This window comes from Sorangium sp. So ce295 (assembly GCF_051527405.1).
GTDB lineage: Bacteria > Myxococcota_A > Polyangia > Polyangiales > Polyangiaceae > Sorangium > Sorangium cellulosum_B.
Genome location: NZ_CP150324.1, coordinates 10323018 through 10345150 on the forward strand (window position 1 = coordinate 10323018; position 22133 = coordinate 10345150).

Here is a 22133-nt window from a genome sequence, read left to right on the forward strand (position 1 = left end):
GTCCATCCACAGCCAAGCAAGCGGTGAGGTCGGTGCTGTCGTCGAGCAGCACGATGCCGCGCTCCGCCATGCGTCGGACACGAATGCTCACGGTTCAGGAGGGAACATGGAGGACATGCTGGGTGCGATGTGGCTCGTCTCGCCGCTCGGGCTCTCCATCGCCGTCGGGGGAGGGTGAAACCATGGGTCGTCCGTCGAATGACGACGAGCGAGCCGCCGCGCACGCGCGCCTGTTTTGCCCGGCGCACGTTCGTGCCGTGCTGAGCTTGCTGGGGAGGCTGGGAGTCCCACGATGCCATCGTGCCGACGTGGCAGGGCAGGTCTGGCTCACCGCCTGGGAGAGCTGGCCCAGGTTCGATCCGAAGCGCGGCAGGCCAGAGCGCTGGTTGAAAGCGATCACCGTACACGTCGCCTCGCACTATCACGAGCGCAGGAAGCACCGCAGGGAGGAGCTCGTCGATTCGATCGAACTTGCCGATCCCGCGCCGGACGCCGCCGCTACGATGGAATACGACGACATAAGAACGAGCACGATCGACGCGGTGAACGAGCTCGATCCGAAGCTGCGCTTCGTTCTCGTGGCACACGATCTGGATGGGATCCCGATGGCCCAAGTGGCGGAAGACGCGGGGCTGCCTCTCTCTACGCTCTACAAGCGACGCACGAAGGCCATCGATGCGCTGCGCGACATCATCGGGCTTCGGGTCACCACGGAGGATTTCGCCCGGAGAGTGGGGTCGCCATGAGCATGGAAGGCCAGATTGTCCACTTCCGGCGCGACTTGGATGACCATGAGGCGGAGCGAACGATCGCCGCTCTGGAGGGCGGACACCTCCTCACCCCGGCTTGCCTTTCCTTCTCCCGCCGGCCTGCTGGCGCGGCTCCACGCCAGCGGCGCGCCGCCCTGTCCGGGCCGCCGGTTTCGCCGGGTCGACCTTGCCCATCGCTGCGCATGCGAGCTCGGGCAGGGTCGCCTTCATCCACGCGGGGTCCACGGCGCCGGGCGCGGAGAGGTAGGCGCGGCAGGCCTGGTGCGCCGGCCCGAGCAGCACGACGTCGACCATCACCTCGGACGAGCGCGCCCCCGAGAAGACGCCGAGCTCGGAGAGGTGCGCGATCGTCTCCGCCTTGAGCCGCGCCTTGGTCTCCCGGAGCGCGGCGCGGTGGTGCCCGTCGAGCTCCAGCGCGAGCGCCTGGTACATGAAGCGCGCCTCGGCCTCGTGGTCGAACACCCAGGTCAAGTGCGCCTCCACCAGCGCCCGCACCGCCGAGCGCGCCGTCCTCGCGGCGAGCACGCGCGCGGTCACGTGCCCCACCAGCCGCTCGAAGGTCCGCTCCAGCAGCGCGGCCACGAGCGCCGGGAAGTCCTCGAAGAGGTGGTACACGCTCGACGGGCTCGCGCCCGCCTCCTTGCGGACGTCCTCGATGCCCGTGCGCAAGAGTCCCCGCTGCGCGAAGCAGCGGAGCGCGGCGTCCAGGAGCGCCTCCCGGCGGGCCACGCCGTTCTGTCGAGCCACGGCCATGGCCCCTCCCCTACCCCAGCCGCGCACCGCTGGCCAGCAGGCCCAACTGGAGGATTCTTCCAATTTCATCTTGGAAGTTTCTTCCATTTTGTTACCCTTCCTGTCGAAAGCGAGGTGTCGCATGGAGCTGGGGCTGGAGAAGAGGGCCGCGCTGGTGACCGGTGGCTCGCAGGGGATCGGCAAGGAGGTGGCGTTGCAGCTCGCGGCCGAGGGGGCCCGCGTGGCGCTCACCTACCGGAGCGAGCGGGAGAAGGCCCGAGAGGTCGTCCGGGAGATCGAGGGGCGAGGCGGCGAGGCGGTCGCGCTGGAGCTCGACCTCGGGTCGGTCGAGTCCGTCAAGGCGGCGGTCGCGGCCACCGTGGCGCGCTTCGGGCAGATCGATGTGCTCGTCAACAACGCGGTCCGCTGGAGCGAGCGCTTGCCCTGGGAAGCGCCGCGCTTCGAGGACATCCCGCTCGCGGAGTGGCAGGGCGTCATCCACGACAACATCGACGGCGCCTTTGCCGCCATCCAGGCCGCGGTGCCCTCGATGCGGGCCCGCGGATGGGGGCGGATCGTCAATGTCTCCTCGGGCGTGGCGCTCGACGGGGTGGTGGGCGCAGGGCCTTACGCCGCCGCCAAGGCGGCGCTCCACGGGCTCACGTCCGTGCTCGCGCGCGAGCTCGGGCCGCACGGGATCCTGACCAACGTGGTGGTGCCGGGCTTCACGCTGACCGACAGGGTGAGCGCGCAGGCATCACCGGAGCTCGTCGCGCAGCGCGGGAAGGCGTACCCCGTGGGGCGGTTGCTGCGGCCGGAGGAGGTGGCGCCGACGATCGTCTTCCTGTGCTCGGCGGCGAACACCGCGGTCACGGGGGAGATCGTCCGCGCGAGCGGGGGCCGGCCGATGTAACCGAGGGAACTGACACCCACCGGTCACGGCGCCTGCGCGCCGTCCACCACGGCTGCGAACTCCGGATCGGTCAAGCTCTTCATGAAGGCCACGACATCCGCCTTCTCCTCCGGCGTGATGGCGAAAGCCCTGACGAGCGTGCTCTTGTTCGGGTTCTCGCTGCCCACGCCCGCGAACGGCCCGTCGTCGATGGTCCTGCCTCCCGCGGCGTAGTGATCGACGACCTCCTCCAGGGTGGCCACGCTCCCGTCGTGCATATAGGGCGCCGTCAGCTCGACGTTGCGCAGCGAAGGAACGCGGAATTTCCCCTTGTCCGCCGGGTCGCCGGTGAACTCGAACAGCCCCTCTCCGCCGGAGGGATAGTCCCCGTCCGAGCCGAGGTTGTAGAGACCGGTGTTGTGGAAATCCATCTCCGCCTGCTTCGTCTCGGCGCTCCGGAAGGCGGTCGTGAAGTTGATCCCGCTGTGGCAGTGATAACACTCGAGCCGCTCGGAGAAGAAGAGGTCCATGCCGCGCAACGCAGCATCGGACATCGCGCCCGCCTCTCCGCCGTAGGTAGTGCGATCGTACGCGGAGCGCCCGGAGAGGAGCGTCCTCTCGAACGTCGCGATCGCCTTCACGACGGTATCGAACGTGATCGGCTCGCTCTCGACGGGGAAGGCGGCGGCGAACGCGGCCTTGTACGCCTCGTCGCCGCGCAGCCGGCCGAGAACGACATCCTCGGCGCCGGTGATCCCGAGCTCGACCGGGTTCTCGCCGAACATCGGGACGAGCGCCTGCTCCTCGAGCGACGACAGCGTGGGGTTGCCCCACGTGAGCAGCGGGAAATAGGCGACATTGGCCAGCCCCATCGCGTTGCGCGGGATCGTGTCCCCTGTCGAGCCGGTCGGGGTCGGCTTGCCGTCGGCAAACCCCCTGTCGCGCTCGTGACACGAGGCGCACGCCATGGTCCCGTTGCCTGACAGGCGCTCGTCGAAGAACAGGGCACGCCCGAGCGCGACCTTCGCCTCGGTCATCGGGTTGTCGGGCGGCACCCACGGCCTCGGGAAGCCGAGGGGCAAGGCGAGCTCGTAGCCGTCGACCGGCAAGATCGCTTCCGTCTCGCCCCCGCACGACGCCACCGCGAGCGCGACGAGCGCCGCCGACGTGCTCGCGCGGATCACTCCAGCAGAATGCGGCGCTGTTCGTTGTGACACAGGTTACACGCTCCTGAGATGGATGGAAACGGCATCTCGTTCGTGCTCTCGCCGTCGTGTGACCGCACGAAGAAGAACAGCGCTTGGTCCGGGAAGGGCAGCGGCTCGGTCGTGAAGAAGTTCCCGTTCCCGTCGATGGCAACGGAGAGCACGAGATCTCCCTCGCCTCCGCCGGCCGTGCGGAGCTCGACCGTTCCGCCCGTCACCGTCGTGCCCGACGGCGCGTACACCGTCCCGGCCGTGGTGAAGAGCCCTTTGCCAGGCCCGTGGGGCTGATGGCAGCCGATGCAGTTCTGCCCCATGTTGTGGCTGCGCTTCTCCGCAGCGGCGCTGATGTTCTCCACGTCGAGCGCTGGATCGCGCTCGAAGCGAGGGTCCCCCGGGAGGATCTCCGCGTCGCTCGGCTCGTCCATGTCCTCGTCGGAGGCACCGCAGCCGGCAAGCGCACAGACCCATAGCGACGCGAGCAGACAGGTCGCGGTTCTGAGGATGTACATCTCACTCCACCCGGAAGGCGGTCTGCGCAGCGGACGGGTTCACGCCATCGAAGCCCATGCCAAGCGCGTTGAAGACGGGCGGGCACTCTGGATCGCCCTCGAACGACATGCAACCGGAGGTGCGATCCGTCTCGCCGTCGACCTGGTGGTCGAGGTCGGATGCGGCATAGAACCTGGCGATATCGAAGACGATGGTGCTCGACTCCGGGTCGACCCCGTCGATGCGTATATCGGCAAGGTTGTCAGCGGCGCACGAGTACCCCTCGCTCACGGTACCCTCGCACTTCGTACCCCCGAGGTGGAAGAAGTAGGTCGGGTTCATCGTCGAGATGAGGTCGAGGCGCACGAACTTGTAGCCGCCCTTCCACGACCACCACATGCCGGGAATGTTCAGGGGCGCCGGGGCCGTCGCCGCGTCGAGGTGGTTCATCTCCGGGGGCAACCCCACGTTGAACCTGACACCGGCGTAATCGCCGGCGGGCGCGGTGCCAACCACCTCGGTCCTCGTCTCCGGGCTGCCTGTCTCACAGGAGCCCGTGCCGTCCTCGAAGTCGAGGAACGCGATCTTGTCGCGCTGCCACTGGCCATCCTGCTCAAGCGAGAGGGGCTCCTCGGCGCCGTCGCCGCGAACGAGCCGCACGTCGTAGACGTACATGCGAAAATCGAGCGCGTTGATCGACGATCCGGTCGTGCCGACTCCGTCGAACGTGTCGGTGCAGGAGAACGGCCTGTCGCCGACCTTGGCGGCGAAGCTCAGCGCGAACGTCTTCGAGATGACGTCCTCATCGCTCCCGCCGCATCCGCTCAGAGCCGCGAGACAGGCCACACCGAGGGACGTGACACGAGCCATTGAACAAACCATCAGGCAACCTTTCAAGCTACGAGGCCACAGCGGCGTCACCACCGCACCGGAGCGGAGCCTACTCGAAGCTCGGCTCTCCTGCGTGCAGCAAGTTGTCGCACCCTGCGGCTATCCTTCAAGGGGAGTCGACGGCATCCGGGCGAAGAGGTTTCCGCCGTGGCCACTGCGCCGCGGTCATAACGAGATGTCCCTGCTGAGCCTCCTCTCCCATCAACCGGGAAGACGGGTGCGCTCATGCGTCGCGCTCCCGGAGCTCGTCGTCGAGGCGCTCATCGTACTCGTCGCGAACAGCCGCGAGGGTGTCTCCGGACGGAGCGGCCTGCGCAGCGTTGCTCCGCCACGAGCGCAGCAGGGCGAAGATCCCGAGGAAGGTCACTGCGATGCCCAGCAGCAACCCCAGCGCGACCTTGCCGAGCGTGCCTGACGAGGGCGCCGCGCGGAGGCGCTCGCCGTAGCGCGCCACGAGGTCCTGCTCGATGGCGTCGGCCACCTCGCCCCGGCGGAGACGCGCATGGATCTCGCGACGAAGATCGCGCGCCACCTCCGATTCGTGGACATCGAGCGTCTGATCCCAGCAACAAGGCGCGAGCAGACGCGCTGCGAGCGCCCTCTCGCCAGGCACCGGGGTCGAGTCGACGAGCTCGGAGGCGGCCTGGCTGGGCGTCGGCGGCGCCGGCTCGGCCCTGCCGGTGAGCGCCACACCAGCGAGGGCGACGGCCAGCGTTGCCACGCGGCGCCAGCGCGAGCTCCGCTGCGACCGGAGCCCCACCGGTCCGCTTCCCTTTCGCGCGCCGTGAGGGAAACGGCCCGGGCCATTGGCAGGCCCGTCCTGGTCTCGCTGGATCATCGCAAAACAGGCTAGCGTCACCGGCTGCCAAGGTCCTGCGACACGATGTCGCGCTTGTCACCGCGCGGCGATGTGCGCGCCGAGGGTCGAGATACGGCTGCATGGTTCGACGGGGTGCGACACCTTGACGCGTTGCCCCACGGTGATTCCGTGCCCTCTTGGCCAAGCGCCGGGGGGACGCCGCCGAGCTCGCCTCGCGCTCGCCGTCCACACGCCCGAGCTCGACCAAGCGGAAGGCGGCCGCTCTGGGGAATGGCTACGGATCCACCCGAGTCCAGACACGCGAGAAGAGGCATACGTAGATCGTCGCCTCGCCGATCATTTTCACCCCGGCCATATCCACATCGGGCACCACCGAAAACTGCACCGCTCTCGCGGTCTAATGGCGGTCTGCGAGCAGCTGGTCTCGCCGAGCCGCGGTCTCCCGGACGGTGCCACGATGCTGGATACGCGCGATCCTCTTCATGCCCGGCGCAAACACAGAGGCTTCACCGCCGATGCCGAGCAGCGCATCCCGGGTCAGGCCGAGATGGCTCATCACCTGCATCAGGGGCGCGTCGTCCTCGATGCTCATTCGGCGAACTAGGCTAGCCGACCTCGAGCTTGCTTTTCCTTCTCTCGCCAGCCTTCTGGCGCGGCTCTACACCAACGGCGCGCTGCTCCGTCCGCGCCAGCCGTTGCGCCAGGTCGACCCCGCCCATCGCTCCGCATGCGAGTTCGGGCAGAGTCGCCTTCATCCACGTGGGGTCCACGACGCCGGGCGCAGAGAGGTAGGCGCGGCACGCCTGGTGCCCCGGCCCTAGCAGCACGACGTCGACGATCTCGGACGAGCGCGCCGCAGAGAAGACGCCGAACTCCGAGCGGTGCGCCATCAGCTCCGCCTTGGTCTCCCGCAGCGCGGCGCGGTGATGCCCGTCGAGTTCCAGCGCGAGCGCCTGGTACATGCAGCGCACCTCGGCCTCGTGGTCGAACCCTCAGGCCTGCACCATCGTCCGCACCGCCGAGCGCTCCGTCGTGGCGACCAGCACGCGCCCGGTCACGTACTCCACCAGCCGCTCGAAGAACCTCTCGAGCAGCGACGCCACCAGCGCCGGGAAGTCCTCGAAGAGGTGGTACACGCTCGAAGGGCTCGCACCCGCCTCCTTGCGGACGTTTTCGATGCCGGTCCGCAGCAGGCCCCGCTGCTCGAAGCAGCGGAGCGCCGCGTCCAAGAGCGCCTCGCGGCGGGCTACGCGGTTCCTGGAGATCGAGCGGCAAGGAGGCCAGGCGCTCGCGCTGAAGCTCGACCTGGGGTTGGCCGAGTGGGTCAAGGCGACCGTCGCGGCCACCGTGGTGCGCTTCGAGCAGATCGATGTGCTCGTCAACAACGCCGTCCGCTGGAGCGAGCGCCTGCCCTGGCAAGCGCCGCGCTTCGAGGACATCCCGCTCGCCGAGTGGCAGGGCATCATCCACGACAACATCGACGGCACCGTCGCCGCGGTCCAGGCCGCGGTGCCCTCGATGCGCGCGCGGATGGGGGCGGATCGTCAACATCTCCTCGGGCGTGGCGCTCGACGGGGTGGCGGGCGCCGGACCGTACGCCGCTGCCAAGGGGACGCTCCACGGGCTCACGTCCGTGCTCGCACGCGAGCTCGGGCCGCACGGGATCCTGACCAACGTGGTCGTGCCGGGCTTGACGCTGACCGACAGGGTGAGCGCGCAGGCATCACCGGAGCTCGTCGCGCAGCGCGGGAAGGCATATCCGGTGGGGCGGTTGCTGCGGCCCGAGGAGGTGGCGCCGACGATCTCGTCTTCCTGTGCTCGGCGGCGAACACCGCGGTCACGGGGGAGATCGTCCGCGCGAGCGATGGGCGGCCGATGTGACGAGGGGACTGGCTAGGTCCGCGCTGCGCTCGTCATGCTGCGCCGCCTCGAACGCCACGCGATCCCTGCGGCGAACACAAGGTAAACAGGAGGGGCGCGGCCCAAGTTCAGCTCGTGGTGCTGGAACCCATCGAGATTGAAACGTCTTTTTTTCGAGATACCGCGGCGAACGTACAGCGGCTTCGCGTCGGGCGAAGGCTCACCCAAGACGAGCTGGCGGCTGCGGGGAACGTGAGCCCTGGCCTTCTCCATCGTCTCGAACGCACCAAGACCAACGTCAGCGCCGCAGCCCTCTTAGTGATCGCCAACACCCTCTGCATGACACCAGCAGCATTATGCGGCCGGCCGCGATGCCGAAGATGATGCCTAGAACAACGATCACGTTGAAACCCGGGGAATTTTCACAGGGAGGCGGGGAGGAGGGGAGGAAGAAAAGAAAATGAATTTCTCCCTCTTGCCGTCTCTTACTCCCCGCCTCCCCGCCTCCCCGCCTCCCTGTGAAATCCCTGCTTTTTCTCGTGGTTTCAACCCGTTTGTCGCTCTAGGAGACTGCGCAAACGTCCAGCCGGTGCTTGAGCGCCATCCCTCGCTGCAAGCAGCTCGACCATCGGCAAGCTCGGCGAGCGTGTTTCCAAGGGGATCTTGACCAGAACACAATGAACCACATGAAGGTTGCCCTCAGCCAGACCAATGGGCCGTTGCAGCTAACGAGCAGCGTCGCTTGCAAAGTCGTCTATCGTCGCGGGTGCGGTTGACGCGCCTCCGTAACCCTGCTATCTGCCCCAGTCCGAAAACGTAGACAAGGCCGAGATCAAGGAAGCCCAAGTATGCTCCACGAATTTCGCCTGAGCCCCAGCGCCGCCCCCGGCTGGGATACGTTCGCTGAGCAAGTATCCAACAGACTTCCGCAAATGCGCGACGGGTTGTACGTTTTTTTCTTTACCAACGATTTGACAGAAGTCGTACGCGACAACAACAGGGGTCGCGAGAAAACGGTGATCCACGCGGCAGGTGCTTCTCTGAAGCCTGGCAAGTTCGAAGGTGGTCTCGTTCGCCGCATGGCGGAGTATCAAGCGCATCTGCATTGGGTCGACACACTCGGCAGGCAGAATTGGGTGTTCACCCAGTGCTTTCGTTTTGGCATCCTGCTCGATCTTTCGCAGTGCGACCTCGGTCTCCCGAGCTCGGCACGTGTATTCGAGAGATACTGGATTGATAGCGTCAACCAGTTCATCGATAAGGAGAGGCTTTGGGCCCCCATTCGCCAACTCGCCCGATCGGAGTGGAACTATATCGAGGCAAGTGGATGGTCGGCGGAAGTCGAGAGACGCCTGCGCGATTTCATGCACGACCGCGCCGATCGTATCCTGAAGATGGCTGCGGTCGCTGGTTCACCATCGGGGACCGTTCCATGAGCGTTGACCAACAATTCGTTGCAACCGATGGTGCCCCCATCGCCCCGCTCAGTCTGGCACTCCCAGCTGAACACCGGTACGCTGAGCAGATGCACGGAGACGATCATGGTTGACCGCTACGAGCTCGGGGATCCTCTCGGTGTAGGTGGACAGGCCCTTGTGCGCAAGGCGCGCGACCGCATCCTGGAGCGTGCTGTCGCGATAAAGTCTCTCGAACCATTCTTTGGCGAAGCACCTGCCGATCGGGATCTCGATCGGCTCCGTCGTGAGGCGAAGGCGCTGGCAGCTCTATCCCACCCTTATATTCCTGCCATCTATGACATCGAACTGGATCTCACGCCTCGCATCATTTTTGAATTCATCGAGGGGAGGAACCTTCTCACGGTCCTCAACGAGTCGCGCCCGTCCCTTCGCGAGATCACTCGCTGGACTAGTCAGATATTCTCCGCCCTGGCCCACGCCCATTCTCGCGACATTCTGCACCGAGACATCAAGCCAGCCAATATCGTCCTGAGAGATGACGGCGCTTGCTGTCTTGTCGACTTTGGCTTCGCTCTCATGGCTGGGCACACTATAAATTCTTCATCGAGGGCTCACGGCACGGTTGGTTACATGTCGCCAGAGCAGTCACGCGGAGAGCCAATAGATGGCCGCGCTGACATCTACTCTATTGCGGCAACAATCTATCATCTTCTGTCCAATAAGCTTCCCAAGCCTGAGGCGTATGAACCCCTCTCAGAAATCGACGAGTCCATCCCGCCAGCTCTGGACACCTTACTACGCCGCTCGCTTGGTCCGATAAAGGAGCGTCCTGCGACAATTCAGGAATTTGCGGAAGCGTTCATGACGGCCCAACACGTCCGGACGTCGGTGGCCGAGATCCTTGCATCCGGACAGTTGCATGAGGTTGCTGGCCTCCTGCAGAGCATGACACCGCAGGATTTCGCGAAGCTCAAGTTTGGACAACGCAGCATACTCTTCGTTCGACTCGCAGGAGTGCTCTCTGCGAATAGCCCGCCGGTGATTCGAGCAGCGCTAACGTTGCTGCTGGCGCTTACACGACTTTCCGCGGGTATGCCCTCCGATGACTTTCGGATGACTATCCGAGCAGCCTTGAAGCTTGGATTTGATCATCAGTTCGGCGAGTCTTGGCGAGGTGATCCGGACCTCCGCGAGGAGATCTATCGCGCTGTATTGATGCTACCATCAGATCACCACCATGTCATGACGGAGGAGGTTCTCGCGTGGGCGGCCGGTCTTAACGGTAACAGTGAGCACGTTCGTGAACCATGGTATCAGGGCTCGGCGAAGCGCATTATTCAGCTCATGACCGCCAGCGACCACTGCAGCGATGAAGATGCGGCTGGTTTGATCGCACTGCTGCGACGATTGTCATGAAGGACGGACTTCTCAAGTCTAAATTGGATCTGGCCAGCGGGTTTCGCCAGCCTACAGATCAATTTGGCGTTGGGCGGCCGAGCCGCAGAGGCTCCCGTTGCGCTGTCACCACAACCGTCGCGACATGATAGGCATGTCAAGGCAGCCGCGTCCGGTCGTCGGGGATGCCGACGGGTCAAAATTTTGCGACAATCTCAAGATGTCGTCCAGGAATGCCGTGCTTGCCGACGCGTTGCAACTTCCGCCGGAGGAGCGAGCAGACGTCGCGAAGCACTTGATCGCGAGCCTCGACGGACCAGCGGACGAGGACGTCGAGGCGGCCTGGCTCGCCGAGGTTGAGCGACGTCTGCAGGACGTCGACTGTGGCACGGCGAGCGCCGAGCCCTGGGACGTTGTTCGGGAACGGCTCGCCACACGTCTCCGCACGACCCGCAAATGACGGTTGTCTGAGCGGGAGAGACTACGCCTGCCCGACAAGACGCGAGGCCGCTCCCCTCACCGCGCCCCTGCCACCACCAGCGCGCTCTTCCGCCCCACCCGATACGTCCTCACCGGCTCCCCCCGGACGATCCGATCATGCTCGCTCCAGCGCGCGGCCTCCCCTTCCGCGACGCGCCGGGCGGCGCGCTCGGCGAGCCGCTCGGCGATGCGCGCCACCCCGCGGCGGACGTTCGCGCGCTGCGAGCGCTCATCGGCGACGCGCACCGTGATCCCGCTCGGCCGGTGGTGGATCCGGACCGCCGACAGGGTCTTGTTCACGTGCTGCCCTCCTGGCCCGCTCGCGCGGCAGGCCGAGATCTCGAGCTCGCCGAGATCCACGCCCACGCCCACGCCCTCTCCAGCGCCCACCCCAGCGTCCGCCCCCGCAGCGTGGACCGCCACCCCCGCGAACCACCGCTTGCGCGCCGCCTTCCCCCGCGCCGCGCTCCGCTCGACCAGCGCGTGTGTCCCGAGTTCGCCCTCCAGGCATCGCCGCGCGTCGCCCTCCACAAGGATCTCGACCGAGGCCGGCGCGTCCTCGTCGCCGTGCAGCGTGACGTCGACCACCGCGAGCCCGCGCTCCTGGCAGAGCGCCTCCATGCGCGCGGCGAGCCGCGCCACGAAGCGCCGCACCTCGATAGGCCCCCTCCCCGCGCTGATCTGCACCCACGACCGGCTCATCGCTTCACCGTGAGCACCGGCACGAGCGGCGCGACCGCCGTCGCCAGGCCGGCCTCGACAAGGCTCTCGATCACCGGCTCGATCGGCTTGTACGCGTCCGGGTGCTCCTCGAGCAGCAGCGCCGGATCGTCGCACACGACGCGGCCGCCGAGCTCCGTGCGGGCGAGCTCGCGCCGCCGGTACCTGGCCGCGATCTTCTCGCGCGCCTCGCTGCGCCCCATCTTGCGGCCGGCGCCGTGCGCGACGGAGCGCAGCCCCGCCTCCGCGTCGCACGAGCGCATCACCCACGACGGCGCGCCGCGCGACCCGAGCACCACGGTGAAGTCGCTGCCCCGGGCAGGCGCCGCGCCCTTGCGGTGCACCCAGGCCAGCTCGCCGCCCACGGCCTCGCGCGCGACGTCGTTGTGGGTGAGGTCGAGCCCGCCCGTGATCGTCGACGCCCGCGAGGCGCCGAGCGCGCGCAGCATCCGGTACGCGAGCAGGAGCCGGTTCGCCCGCGCGAAGCGGCACGCGCCGGCGAGCTCGCCGAGGTACGGCTCGGCCGCGTCCCCCTCGAGCACCGCGCCGCCCCAGCGCTGCCCGAGCGCGCCGCCGAGCCCGCGCGAGCCGGAGTGCGCCAGGACGACGAGCTCCCCCGCGGAGAGGCCGAGGGCCTTCGCCGCCGCAGGGTCCCGCAGCGGGCCGACCCGGGCGACCTCGAGGAAGTGGTTCCCCCCGCCGACCGAGCCGAGCGCGCCCTCGTAGCCCGCGCGGTACGGCGACGCGTCCCCGCTCGGGCGAAGGCCGTCCTCGGGCTCCGCCGCCGCGAGCCGCGCGAGCGCCTCGGGCACGCCGTCGACCTCGGCAAAGCCGCGCGCGCCGCGCTCCCAGACCCGCTCGAACACCGCCCTCGGGTCGCACTCGGCGAGCGGCTCGTCATCCATCGCCTGCCGCGCGCGCCGCTCGAGGACGTCCGGGGCCATGCGGCCGATCGACGTCGCGACGAGCCGCACGCCGCAGCCGGCGTCGCCGCCGATGAGCTCCGGGACGACCCGGTCCGCGAAGGCGAAGGCCGCGCCGATGGGGATGCCCCGCCCGGCGTGCAGGTCCGGCATACCCACGGCGCGGACGCAGCCCGGCAGCGCGGCGACGCGCGCGAGCTGCTGGACGGCGTTGCCCTCGAGCCAGACGTCGTCGCGGGCGACCAGGCGGGCGTGGGCAGGAAGGACTGCGCTGTCGGCGGGGGCTTTCATCGAGATCTCCGGGGCGGGCGGCAAAGGCAGGCGCAAACGCGGATGGGAACGGGAATGCCCATGGGAATGCGGAGGAGACTTGCGGCTTCCGTGCCATCGCGCGGCCCGCGGCGACGCCGGCAGAACGCCTCAACGTGGTGCACAACGCACCAGATAAAGTGGTACATCGTGCACCATACCTGGTGTACGGTGCACCAGTGAATCGCCTCCTCCTCACCTGGTCGGACGCGGGCACGCTCGGGCCGGCGCCGGCGCACCACAGCCGCCGGCCCGAGGGCGATCGCGGGCCGGTGCTGCGGCTGCTCGACCAGGAAGAGAGCCGCTACGACGCCATCGTGGTCCTCACCATCCCGGCGGGCGAGGCGCCGTCGCGGGCGCTCGTCGAGCAGGCGCGGGCCCGCGCGCCGCGGATCGAGCTCCGGGTCGTGGACGTCGACGATCCGTCGGACCACGCGAAGCTCTTCCGGGCGCTCGGCAAGCTCTCGGCGCAGCTCAAGCGCGCCTTCCCGCCGGCGGCGTGGGCGACGGACGTCCTGCTCTCGGCCGGCACGCCGCAGGCGCAGACGCTCTGGGTCATCCTGGTGCAGGCGGGGATCCTGCCGGCGCGCATGCTCCAGGTGATCCCGGCGGCGTTCGTGCCGCACCCGCACCCGCGGCCGGTGCGCGAGGTCCGGCTCGATATCGAGGGTTTCCCCGAGATCCGCGCGCTGCGCGAGGAGGTCGTGCGCCTGCGGGCCGAGGCGCGCACGCGCGACACGGTGCTCGTGGGCGAGAGCGAGCCGATGCGCTTCCTCCGCGCCCGCATCGCCCGGGTCGCCGCGACCGACGTGCCCGTGCTGATCGTCGGCGAGACCGGGACGGGGAAAGAGCTCGCGGCCAGGGCGATCCACGAGCACAGCCCGCGCGCGAGAGGGCCGTTCATCGCGGAGAACTGCAGCGTCTTCGCCGAGGGCGTGCTCGCGAGCGAGCTGTTCGGCCACGAGGCGGGGGCCTTCACCGGGGCCGCGGGGCGGCGGCGCGGCGTCTTCGAGCAGGCGCACGGCGGGACGCTGTTCCTCGACGAGATCGGCGAGCTGTCCCCGCGGGTGCAGGCGTCGCTGCTGCGCGTGCTCCAGGACGGGACGCTGCGGCGGGTGGGCGGCGAGGCGAAGATCGAGCTCGACGTCCGCGTCCTCGCGGCCACCCACCGCGACCTCGCGGCGATGGTCGAGGAAGGGACGTTCCGCGAGGATCTGTATTACCGGCTCCGCGGCGCCATCATCGAGGTTCCCCCGCTGCGTGCGCGGGGTGGCGACATCGAGGTGCTCGTCGGCGCGTTCCTCGACGAGGTGCAGTCGCGGCGCAAGGGGCGCGGGCTCGAGGTGACACGCGAGGCGCTGAGGAGCCTTTACCAGCACGCCTGGCCAGGCAACGTGCGCGAGCTGCGCGCGGAGGTGCAGCGGTGGGGCGTGTTCTGCGAGCACACGGTCGACGTGGGCGATCTCGCGCCGGAGATCGCGTCGCCGGCGGCGCGGCCGGCGAGCGGCGGCGCAGGCGGGATCGCCCGAGCACCGGCGTCGGAGGCAGGCGGCGAGGAGGTCGCGCCGCTCGCGGAGGCCGTGGCGTCGGCCGAGCGCGCCGCTATCGGGCGCGCGCTCGAGGTGCACGAGGGCAACCTCTCGCGCGCGGCGCGCGCGCTCGGTATCGACAGGAACACCCTGAAGCGCAAGATAACGGCCTATCGCCTCGGCAAGGGCGCGCCTGCGCGCTCGACGATCCGAAGAAGCTGAAGCTGCCGCCGCTGGCGAAGAAACAGAAGAAGAAGACGAACGACCGCGGATAGGGCGAACGGCGCCCGGGCTGTCGGCGTCAGCATCGATATCCTCGATGTCCCGAGGCTGGGCGCCCGAAGGCGCTCGAAGCCCGGAGAGCCGATGCCTACGCCAGGTGCACCCACGAGCGCGCGCGCCTGGTTCACCCCTTGCATTGCCCACTCGAGCAAGCTGGGAGGTCGTGCGAATGCTGGCGCTCACATACCACGGGCCGAAGAACGTCCGCGTCGAGGAAAACCCGGAGCCTCGGGTTCAACATCCGAACGACGTGGTCCTGCGCGTGAGTCGCGCCACGATCTGCGGCTCGGATCTGCACCTCTATCATGGCTACGTGCCTGACACGCGCGTGGGGACCATCTTCGGCCATGAGTTCACCGGCGTCGTGGAGGAGCTCGGGGCCTCGGTGCAGACGCTGAAGCGCGGCGACCGCGTCGTGGTGCCCTTCAACATCGCCTGCGGGACGTGCTTCTTCTGCCAGCGAGAGCGCACCTCCGCCTGCGAGAACACGAACCCGCTCACCACGCTCGCCAGCGGGATCTTCGGTTATTCACACACGACCGGCGGCTACCAGGGCGGCCAGGCCGAGCGCGTCCGCGTGCCCTTCGCCGACGTCGGCCCCATGAAGATCCCCGACGACCTCTCGGACGAGGACGCGCTCTTTCTCTCGGATATCCTCCCCACGGGGTACCAGGCCGCGGAGATGGGGGACATCAGCCCCGTGGACACCGTGGCCGTCTTCGGCTGCGGGCCCGTGGGCCTCGTGGCCCAGAGGTGCGCATGGATCCTCGGCGCGCGCCGGGTCATCGCCGTCGATTCGGTCGGTTACCGCCTCGATTTCGCGCGCCGGCACAACAAGGCAGAGACGCTCGATTTCAGCGAGACCCCGGATGTCGTGTCCGCGCTCAGAGACATGACCGACGGCCGCGGGCCGGACGTCTGCATCGAGGCGGTCGGCCTCGAGGCGAACGGCTCGGCGCTGCACGACGTGCTGGGCAAGGCGCTCAAGCTCGAGGCCGGGTCGCCCGTCGCCCTCAACTGGGCGATCCAGTCGGTCCGCCGCGGCGGGAGGGTCTCGATCGTCGGCGTCTATGGGCCGCCGTGGAACCTCCTCGACGTGGGCGCGGCCATGAACAAGGGCCTGACGATCAAGACCGGGCAGTGCGACGTGAAGCGGTACATGCCCCGCCTTCTCGAGCACATCCGCAGCGGGAACATCGACCCGAGGGCGCTCATCACCCACCGCGCCCCGCTCGAGGCGGCCGCGGAGATGTACCGGGTGTTCGCGGCGAGGACCGACGGGATCCTCAAATGCGTGCTCGTTCCGCGGGGGGCCAAGTGAGCTCCGTCATCGAGGAGGAGGCGATCATGGAAGCCGAGAGCGTGCTGCCGAGGGAGCTGCCGTACTGGGGAGTCGACCTTTGCCTCGAGGACAGGCCCGGCGTCCCGAGGGAGGTGCCGCCGCGCCTCCTGGAGAGCGCGCACTGGCTCGAGCCCGAGCAGCAGCCGATCGAGGGGCCGCTGCTCAGGCACCCCGGGCGCGCCCGCCCGACACCGGTGTTCAGCACGGCATTGCCGCCGAGAGGAGCGAGCGGCGCGCTGCGCCGCATCGCCTACAAGGTCCCGGATCACCGGCTCTCCCACTGGGTCGCGCTGTTCATCGCGGATCGGGTCGACGTGATCGAGAGCCTCCCTCTCCTGTTGAAGAGGCGGGCCGTCAGGGCAGTCAAGCCCAGGCGCACGGCGTCACAGCGCGCGTGACGAAAGGCGTGCTCGCGCCGATCCAGCGTGGCACACGCGATGCCGGATCGGGACCAGGGCCCCCGGGCCATGGCGAGACGCGAGGAGCCGAGCGCATGCGCACTGGATGGATGGAAGCTGAAGGCCAGGAGAGCTCGGGCGTGCAGCGCGTGATGTCCGGCGCCGCCGAGCAGGCGGCATGAACGCCGCCGACGCGCTCGTGCTCTTCGGAGCGACAGGCGACCTGGCCTTCAAGAAGATCTTCCCGGCGCTGGCCGGGCTGATCCGCCGCCGCAAGCTGGAGGTGCCGATCGTCGGCGTGGCCAAGAGCCCGTGGAGCCTCGATCAGCTCTGCGCCCGCGTCCGCGAGAGCCTCGAGCGGGCGGGCGCGTTCGAGGCGGGCGTGTACCGCGAGCTGTGCGCGCGGCTCTCGTACGTGAGCGGGGATTACGCCGATCCGGCGACGTTCCACCGCCTGCGCGAGCGGCTCGGCACCGCCCAGCGGCCGCTCCACTACATGGCCGTGCCGCCCGACCTGTTCGAAGAGGTCGTCAAGGCGCTCGACCGCTCCGGGTGCGTACGGCGAGGGCGGCTCGTCGTCGAGAAGCCGTTCGGCCACGATCTGGAGTCCGCTCGGGCGCTCTACCGCACGCTCGCGAGCGTCTTTCCGGAAGAGGAGATCTTCCGGATCGACCACTTCCTCGGCAAAGAGCCTGTCCAGAACATCGTTTACTTCCGCTTCGCGAACGCGCTGCTCGAGCCGGTCTGGAACTCCCACCATGTCGAGAGCGTCCAGATCACCATGGCCGAGCGGTTCGGCATCGAGGGCCGCGGCCGGTTCTACGACGCCACCGGGTGCATCCGCGACGTCCTGCAAAACCATCTCCTGCAGGTGGTCGCGTGCCTCGCCATGGATCCACCGCCGTCCGGGGACGCGGACGCCGTGCGCGCGGAGCGCGTCCGGCTGCTGCGGGCCATCACGCCGCTCGATCCGGCGCACGTCGTCCGCGGTCAATACGACGGGTACCGCGGCGAGCCGGGCGTCGCGCCAGGGTCGCAGGTCGAGACGTTCTGCGCCGCGCGGCTACGCATCCACACCTGGCGCTGGGCGGGCGTGCCGTTCTGCATCCGCGCCGGCAAGCGCCTCGCGGTCACGGCGACCGAGGTGCTCGTCCTGCTGCGGCGGCCTCCGCACGCCGTGTTCGAGGATGTCGGGCGCGGGGCTCCCGACTACGTGCGCATCCGGCTCGCCCCGGCGCCGGAGCTCGCCGTCGGCGTGCGGATCAAGGCGCCCGGCGAGCTGATGGCCGGACAGCCGACCGAGCTGCTCGTGGCGAGCGACCTGTCCGAGGCGCTGGGGCCCTACGAGCGGCTCCTCGGCGATGCGCTCGCCGGCGATCCGACCCTGTTCGCGAGCCAGGCCGAAGTGGAGGCGCAATGGGCCGTCGTCGATCCGGTGCTGGACCAGGCGACGCCGCTCTCGCCCTATGAGCCGGGCAGCTGGGGCCCAGCCGAAGCCGACCGCCTGGCCGCCGACCTCGGCGGGTGGCGTACACCCACCGTGGCCACCCCGCTCGCGAGGAGAGCCGCATGACCAGGATTCGAATGCTGCTCGCCGACGTGGACGGCGCGCTCCTCACGCCCGACGGCGTGCTCACCCCCAGGGCGGAGCAGGCGGTGAGTCGGCTCCGCGACGCCGGGATCGACCTCGCGCTGATGAGCAGGCGCTCGCCGCGCGGCCTGCGCGTCCTGCTCGGGCGGCTGGGGATCACGACGCCGGTCGCCGCGTTCGGCGGCGGCATGCTGGTGCGGCCGGATCTCTCGGTGATCGAGCAGCACCCGCTGGACAACGGCGCGGCCGCGGTCGTCATCGCGACCCTGGAGCGGCACGGCGCCGCGGTCTGGGTCTACCAGGGCGACGACTGGCTGGTGCGCCGCGCCGACGCGCCGCACGTCGCGCGCGAGCAGGAGGTCGCGCAGTGTGTCCCCAGGGTCGTCGAGCGCTGGGAAGGCGTCGTGGACAGCGCGGTCAAGATCGTCGGTGTCAGCGACGACGCCGAGGTGCTCGAGCGCGGCGAGTCGGACCTCCGGGGGGCCTGCGCGTTCTTCTCGGCGTCACGCCCCGTGCCCCATTGCATCGAGGTGATGCACCCGCGGGCCAACTCCGGAGAGGTCGCGAGGGCCCTCTCGGCGCGCCTCGGCCTCCCCGGCGCGGCCATGGCCGCGATCGGCGAGCTGCCCGATCATGTGCTCATGTTCCGGGAGAGCGGGCTCAGCATCGCCATGGGGCAGGCGCGCGCCGTCGTGCAGCGGCAAGCCCACTTCATCACGCTGTCGAACGCCGATGAGGGCTTCGCGCACGCCGTGGAGACCTGGCTGCTCGCCACGAGCGGTGGCGGCCAGTGAGAAACGAGCGTTGAGCGCGGTCTCCGGCCCGGGGCGCCTGTCACATGCTGGCCACCGGCCGCTGTCGCGCGCTGGTCCCGATCAGCAACATCGACGTGCCGCTGACGAGGACGTTGACGCCGACGAGCAACCCGATCGCCCACGCCGCGGTGCTCGGCCAGCGCCACCAGATCAGGACCCCGAGCGCCAGCGCGAGCAGCCCGTCGAACAGGAGCCAGCCCCAGGCGGGCATCTCGCGATGCTGGAGCGCGCGGACGATCTTGAGGAAGCCTTCCGCGAAGAAGAAGGCCGCGAGGATCAAGGTCAGCGTGACCGTGCCCGTCAGCGGGAAGGCCACGATCAGGACGCCCGCGGCGATCTGGAGCAGGGCGCTCGCGAGCGACCAGCCGGCGTTGGCCCATTGCCGGTGCTGGATGGCGTGGAGGCCCTGAAAGAGGCCGCTCGCCACCAGCACGGCCCCGATGGCGACCGCCGTGACCAGCGAGGCGATCACGGGCATGAGGATCGCGAGCGCCCCAAGCACCAGAAGGGCGATGCCGAGCCCGATGAACGAGCCGCGGTTCTCCCGCAAGGTATGAGGCTCGACCAGTTGCAATCCGAAGCTCGTCGTATGAACAGGGTCCTCCCAGCGATCAGCCATGTGTGCACCCTCCTCTTCCCGGAGCTGGAGTTTCGCCTTAACCGCAACCGCAATTCGAAGCCCAGCGCCTCACCGGCGTGTCCGCTCGCCGCAACGAGCGCCACGCGCTCCGCCGAGAGCGCATGAGCCGGGCGGGGCACGGCAGGGGTCGGGCCACAGCGAACAAGGTGCCGCCCCCGAGCGGTGTCAAGTGACTCCCGGGCGGCCGGCCTCGCGCGCCCGTGACCGGGTTGCTCACCCCCTCACGCCCGGTGGATGGCGGGCGGCCCTCTCCGCGGCGCGGTTCTACCAGCGATCCGCGCGGCCGGGCCGCTCAGCCGGCGAGCCAGCGCAGGAGCGCCCGCCCGCGCTCACTCGTACCACGTCGGCACGATCTCCCGCACCTCGGGCAGCGCGGCGATACGACAGACCTGGTCCCATGCCGCGTCATCGAGCGCGCCATGGCGCGCCGTGCACTCGGCGTCTCCCGTGGGGAAGAAATACAGGGTCTCTGCGGGCACATCGCACCTGGCGCGCCCCCTCGATGAGCCGGCCCGGATCGCGGGCGCGATGCCCCGCACGCGTGCGAGGAGCGCCGCGTCGTCCGACGGCAGGCAGAACTCCAGGGATCCATCGTTCACGCACCCCGTTTCCCTGGTGAACGCGAGCTTCTGGGTCGGGCACGTCGGCGCAGGGGGCGGAGGCCCCTCGACGACCCCGTCCCCCGGCGTGGACGGCGGCGCCGACGTGCAGCTCGCCAAGCACGCTATCAGCCAATGAGAGATCGCGAATCGTCGCATGGATCCACTCCCCGTGTGCTCCGGCGGCGCACCTGCAGCCGATATCGCATGGCCGCTGGACCTGTCAACCCGGAGGTCCTGCAGTTTGGGCTTGACGTCTCCGGGACGCTTGGGTGTGCTTTCCCCCGGCCTCCGCGAGCTTCAACCTCGACGACCTCGGGCTGGTGCAAAAATGAACGTGCGACTCCTTCTCTCGCTGTCCGCGCTGGGCGCGCCGCTGCTCGTCGCGACGAGCGGCTGGGCCAAGGACTACTACGTGGCCCCGGCCCCCGCCGGCAACGACGACAACGCCGGCACCGAAGGCGCGCCGTTCGCGTCGATGGCCAAAGCGCAAAGCGTGGCCATGGCCGGCGACGTCGTCTACTTCAGAGGCGGCACGTACACGTACACAAAGGGCACCACCACCTGCTCGAGCGGGACGGCGATCATCAGCGGCGTGGTGCTGAACAAGAGCGGGAGCGCCGGCAATCCGATCAAGTACTGGGCCGCGCCCGGCGAGAAGCCCGTCTTCGATTTCGACGGCATCCGGGATTCTTGCCGTATCAAGGGCATCCTCGTCTCCGGGAATTACATTCACCTCAAGGGACTCGAGATCAAGGGGGTTCGCCAGAACAACAACCTGAACCACGAGTCCTGGGGCGTGTGGAACCAGGGCAGCAACAACATCTTTGAAGCGCTCGACGTCCACCACATCATGGGCGCCGGCATCTTCATCCAGCGCGGCAGCAACAACCTCGTGCTCAACTGCGACTCGCACGACAACTTCGACGAGCTCACGTCGAACGGCGCAGGCGAGAGCGCGGACGGCTTCGGCTGTCACGTCGGCGCCCGGGAGACCGGCAATGTCTTCCGAGGCTGCCGCGCCTGGTGGAACGCGGACGACGGCTACGATTTCATCAACTCCGGCGCCGCCTGCCTCGTCGAGCGCTCGTGGGCCTGGTACAACGGCTACAAGCCGGGGACGCAGACCGGCATCGGCAACGGCAACGGCTTCAAGGGCGGCGGCTACGGCGCCGATCCGGCGAGGTTTCCGGCCGAGCCCGCCGCGCACACGGTGCAGAACTGCCTCGCCGCCTTCAACAGGGCGGCAGGGTTTTACGCGAACCACCACCCGAGCACGCTCTACTTCTACAACAACACGTCGTACGGCAATCGCCCCGACTTCAACATGCTCGGGATGGATTCGAGCGGGAACGACATCACCGTCGGGGTTTACCGGAACAACCTGGCGTTCGGTGGGACGCTGTTCTCGAACCGCAACGGCGCCGACGACGCGAACAACTCCTGGACGGCGGGGGGTGTCACGGTCTCGGACGCGGACTTTCAGAATCCGTCCGAAATGGGGCTGGACGCTCCGCGACAGGCGGACGGCAGCTTGCCCGTGCTCACGAATTTCCGCCTCGCGGCGGACAGCGACGCCATCGACAAGGGCGTCGACGTCGGGCTGCCCTACGCGGGCTCCGCTCCGGATTTTGGCTGCTTCGAGGCGGGGCTGGCCGAGACCGAGACCGCCGGGGCTTCCGGCACCGGCGGAGCGGGGAGCGGTGGCTCGGGCGGCGGCGGTACCGCGGATACGGGGTCGGGCGGCGCGAGCGCAAGCGCAAGCGGAGGAGCGGTAAGCGGCGGCGCAGCCAGCGGCGGCGCAACCAGCGGCGGCACGACGAGCGTCGGTAGCGGCGGAACCCTGGGCGCGGGCGGCGATGGCGCCGATCCGAGCACGAGCAGCGCCGACGACTCGGCCGGCTGCGCGTGCAGCACGCCTGGCGGCCACCGGCCGGATGCAGCGGGCTTTGCGCTCCTCAACCTCGTGCTCTGGTGCTTCAGGGCGCGCCGGAAGCGCCGAGTCCCTGCAAGTGGGTGAGCGCTGGGAGACG

24 protein-coding genes and 1 pseudogene are annotated in these 22133 nt (G+C 68.9%); 13 read left to right on the forward strand and 12 right to left on the reverse strand.

What is annotated here, in order from left to right:
* Positions 1-182 precede the first annotated feature (182 nt).
* Entirely contained in the window at positions 183-746 is a 564-nt protein-coding gene (locus WMF11_RS39120) for a sigma-70 family RNA polymerase sigma factor (RefSeq protein WP_437974419.1), read from the forward strand.
* A 90-nt stretch (positions 747-836) separates the two neighbouring features.
* On the opposite strand, the gene WMF11_RS39125 is transcribed toward WMF11_RS39120, so the two are convergent.
* On the reverse strand, positions 837-1523 hold the full coding sequence (locus WMF11_RS39125; protein WP_437974420.1) for a TetR/AcrR family transcriptional regulator: 687 nt from the start codon (positions 1521-1523) through the stop codon (positions 837-839).
* A gap of 121 nt (positions 1524-1644) precedes the next feature.
* On the opposite strand from WMF11_RS39125, the gene WMF11_RS39130 reads away from it, so the two are divergent.
* A complete protein-coding gene (locus WMF11_RS39130; RefSeq protein WP_437974421.1) occupies positions 1645-2415 on the forward strand; it encodes an SDR family NAD(P)-dependent oxidoreductase in 771 nt (256 codons plus the stop codon).
* A 23-nt stretch (positions 2416-2438) separates the two neighbouring features.
* On the opposite strand, the gene WMF11_RS39135 is transcribed toward WMF11_RS39130, so the two are convergent.
* The 7 genes from WMF11_RS39135 to WMF11_RS39165 all read right to left on the reverse strand — a co-directional run bounded on the left by WMF11_RS39135 (position 2439) and on the right by WMF11_RS39165 (position 7028).
* Complete coding sequence (locus tag WMF11_RS39135; RefSeq protein ID WP_437974422.1) at positions 2439-3578, reverse strand: MbnH family di-heme enzyme; 1140 nt, start codon at positions 3576-3578, stop codon at positions 2439-2441.
* Positions 3575-4108 carry a hypothetical protein gene (locus tag WMF11_RS39140; RefSeq protein WP_437974423.1) on the reverse strand — a complete coding sequence of 178 codons (534 nt, stop codon included), beginning with the start codon at positions 4106-4108 and terminating at the stop codon, positions 3575-3577. Before WMF11_RS39140 ends, WMF11_RS39135 begins: the two co-directional genes overlap by 4 nt.
* Before the next feature lies 1 nt (position 4109).
* Positions 4110-4958, reverse strand: a complete 849-nt coding sequence (locus tag WMF11_RS39145) for an MbnP family copper-binding protein (RefSeq protein WP_437974424.1) — start codon at positions 4956-4958, stop codon at positions 4110-4112.
* Positions 4959-5202: 244 nt separating this feature from the next.
* Positions 5203-5700 carry a cytochrome c-type biogenesis protein gene (locus tag WMF11_RS39150; RefSeq protein WP_437974425.1) on the reverse strand — a complete coding sequence of 166 codons (498 nt, stop codon included), beginning with the start codon at positions 5698-5700 and terminating at the stop codon, positions 5203-5205.
* A gap of 496 nt (positions 5701-6196) precedes the next feature.
* Positions 6197-6391 carry a hypothetical protein gene (locus WMF11_RS39155; RefSeq protein ID WP_437974426.1) on the reverse strand — a complete coding sequence of 65 codons (195 nt, stop codon included), beginning with the start codon at positions 6389-6391 and terminating at the stop codon, positions 6197-6199.
* Positions 6392-6404: 13 nt separating this feature from the next.
* Positions 6405-6761: a hypothetical protein gene (locus tag WMF11_RS39160; protein WP_437974427.1), complete on the reverse strand. Its 357-nt coding sequence runs from the start codon at positions 6759-6761 to the stop codon at positions 6405-6407.
* Positions 6762-6791: 30 nt separating this feature from the next.
* Complete coding sequence (locus WMF11_RS39165) at positions 6792-7028, reverse strand: TetR/AcrR family transcriptional regulator (protein ID WP_437974428.1); 237 nt, start codon at positions 7026-7028, stop codon at positions 6792-6794.
* Between WMF11_RS39165 and WMF11_RS39170 the strand changes: the two are divergent.
* The 5 genes and pseudogenes from WMF11_RS39170 to WMF11_RS39190 all read left to right on the forward strand — a co-directional run bounded on the left by WMF11_RS39170 (position 6976) and on the right by WMF11_RS39190 (position 10932).
* Positions 6976-7696: pseudogene (locus tag WMF11_RS39170) on the forward strand (SDR family NAD(P)-dependent oxidoreductase). The gene WMF11_RS39165 and the pseudogene WMF11_RS39170 overlap by 53 nt on opposite strands.
* A 215-nt stretch (positions 7697-7911) precedes the next feature.
* Positions 7912-8043 carry a hypothetical protein gene (locus WMF11_RS39175; RefSeq protein ID WP_437979380.1) on the forward strand — a complete coding sequence of 44 codons (132 nt, stop codon included), beginning with the start codon at positions 7912-7914 and terminating at the stop codon, positions 8041-8043.
* A 464-nt stretch (positions 8044-8507) separates the two neighbouring features.
* The gene (locus tag WMF11_RS39180) at positions 8508-9095 is read left to right on the forward strand and encodes a hypothetical protein (RefSeq protein ID WP_437974429.1); all 588 of its coding nucleotides are present in this window, start codon (positions 8508-8510) and stop codon (positions 9093-9095) included.
* A 105-nt stretch (positions 9096-9200) separates the two neighbouring features.
* Positions 9201-10493 carry a serine/threonine-protein kinase gene (locus WMF11_RS39185; protein WP_437974430.1) on the forward strand — a complete coding sequence of 431 codons (1293 nt, stop codon included), beginning with the start codon at positions 9201-9203 and terminating at the stop codon, positions 10491-10493.
* Between the two features lie 133 nt (positions 10494-10626).
* Entirely contained in the window at positions 10627-10932 is a 306-nt protein-coding gene (locus WMF11_RS39190) for an addiction module protein (protein WP_437974431.1), read from the forward strand.
* Positions 10933-10988: 56 nt separating this feature from the next.
* Here WMF11_RS39190 and WMF11_RS39195 read toward each other — a convergent pair whose 3' ends face one another.
* On the reverse strand, positions 10989-11654 hold the full coding sequence (locus WMF11_RS39195) for a peptide chain release factor-like protein (protein ID WP_437974432.1): 666 nt from the start codon (positions 11652-11654) through the stop codon (positions 10989-10991).
* Complete coding sequence (locus tag WMF11_RS39200; protein ID WP_437974433.1) at positions 11651-12886, reverse strand: RtcB family protein; 1236 nt, start codon at positions 12884-12886, stop codon at positions 11651-11653. The genes WMF11_RS39195 and WMF11_RS39200 overlap by 4 nt, the downstream gene beginning before the upstream one ends.
* Before the next feature lie 197 nt (positions 12887-13083).
* On the opposite strand from WMF11_RS39200, the gene WMF11_RS39205 reads away from it, so the two are divergent.
* The 5 genes from WMF11_RS39205 (at position 13084) to WMF11_RS39225 (ending at position 18840) form a co-directional block, all read left to right on the forward strand.
* Positions 13084-14655 carry a sigma-54 interaction domain-containing protein gene (locus tag WMF11_RS39205; protein WP_437974434.1) on the forward strand — a complete coding sequence of 524 codons (1572 nt, stop codon included), beginning with the start codon at positions 13084-13086 and terminating at the stop codon, positions 14653-14655.
* A gap of 229 nt (positions 14656-14884) precedes the next feature.
* Positions 14885-16036: a zinc-dependent alcohol dehydrogenase gene (locus WMF11_RS39210; protein ID WP_437974435.1), complete on the forward strand. Its 1152-nt coding sequence runs from the start codon at positions 14885-14887 to the stop codon at positions 16034-16036.
* Between the two features lie 26 nt (positions 16037-16062).
* Entirely contained in the window at positions 16063-16455 is a 393-nt protein-coding gene (locus tag WMF11_RS39215; RefSeq protein ID WP_437904255.1) for a hypothetical protein, read from the forward strand.
* A gap of 178 nt (positions 16456-16633) precedes the next feature.
* Positions 16634-18028, forward strand: coding sequence for a glucose-6-phosphate dehydrogenase (gene zwf, locus WMF11_RS39220; protein WP_437974436.1), 1395 nt, complete (start codon positions 16634-16636; stop codon positions 18026-18028).
* Positions 18025-18840, forward strand: a complete 816-nt coding sequence (locus WMF11_RS39225) for an HAD hydrolase family protein (protein ID WP_437974437.1) — start codon at positions 18025-18027, stop codon at positions 18838-18840. The genes zwf and WMF11_RS39225 overlap by 4 nt, the downstream gene beginning before the upstream one ends.
* Positions 18841-18880: 40 nt before the next feature.
* Here the strand turns inward: WMF11_RS39225 and WMF11_RS39230 are convergent, their stop codons facing one another.
* A complete protein-coding gene (locus tag WMF11_RS39230; RefSeq protein WP_437904258.1) occupies positions 18881-19480 on the reverse strand; it encodes an HdeD family acid-resistance protein in 600 nt (199 codons plus the stop codon).
* Between the two features lie 350 nt (positions 19481-19830).
* A complete protein-coding gene (locus WMF11_RS39235) occupies positions 19831-20259 on the reverse strand; it encodes a hypothetical protein (protein ID WP_437710927.1) in 429 nt (142 codons plus the stop codon).
* 172 nt (positions 20260-20431) lie between these two features.
* Between WMF11_RS39235 and WMF11_RS39240 the strand changes: the two genes are divergently transcribed.
* Positions 20432-22120, forward strand: a complete 1689-nt coding sequence (locus WMF11_RS39240; protein WP_437974438.1) for a right-handed parallel beta-helix repeat-containing protein — start codon at positions 20432-20434, stop codon at positions 22118-22120.
* The last annotated feature ends 13 nt before the right edge of the window (positions 22121-22133 follow it).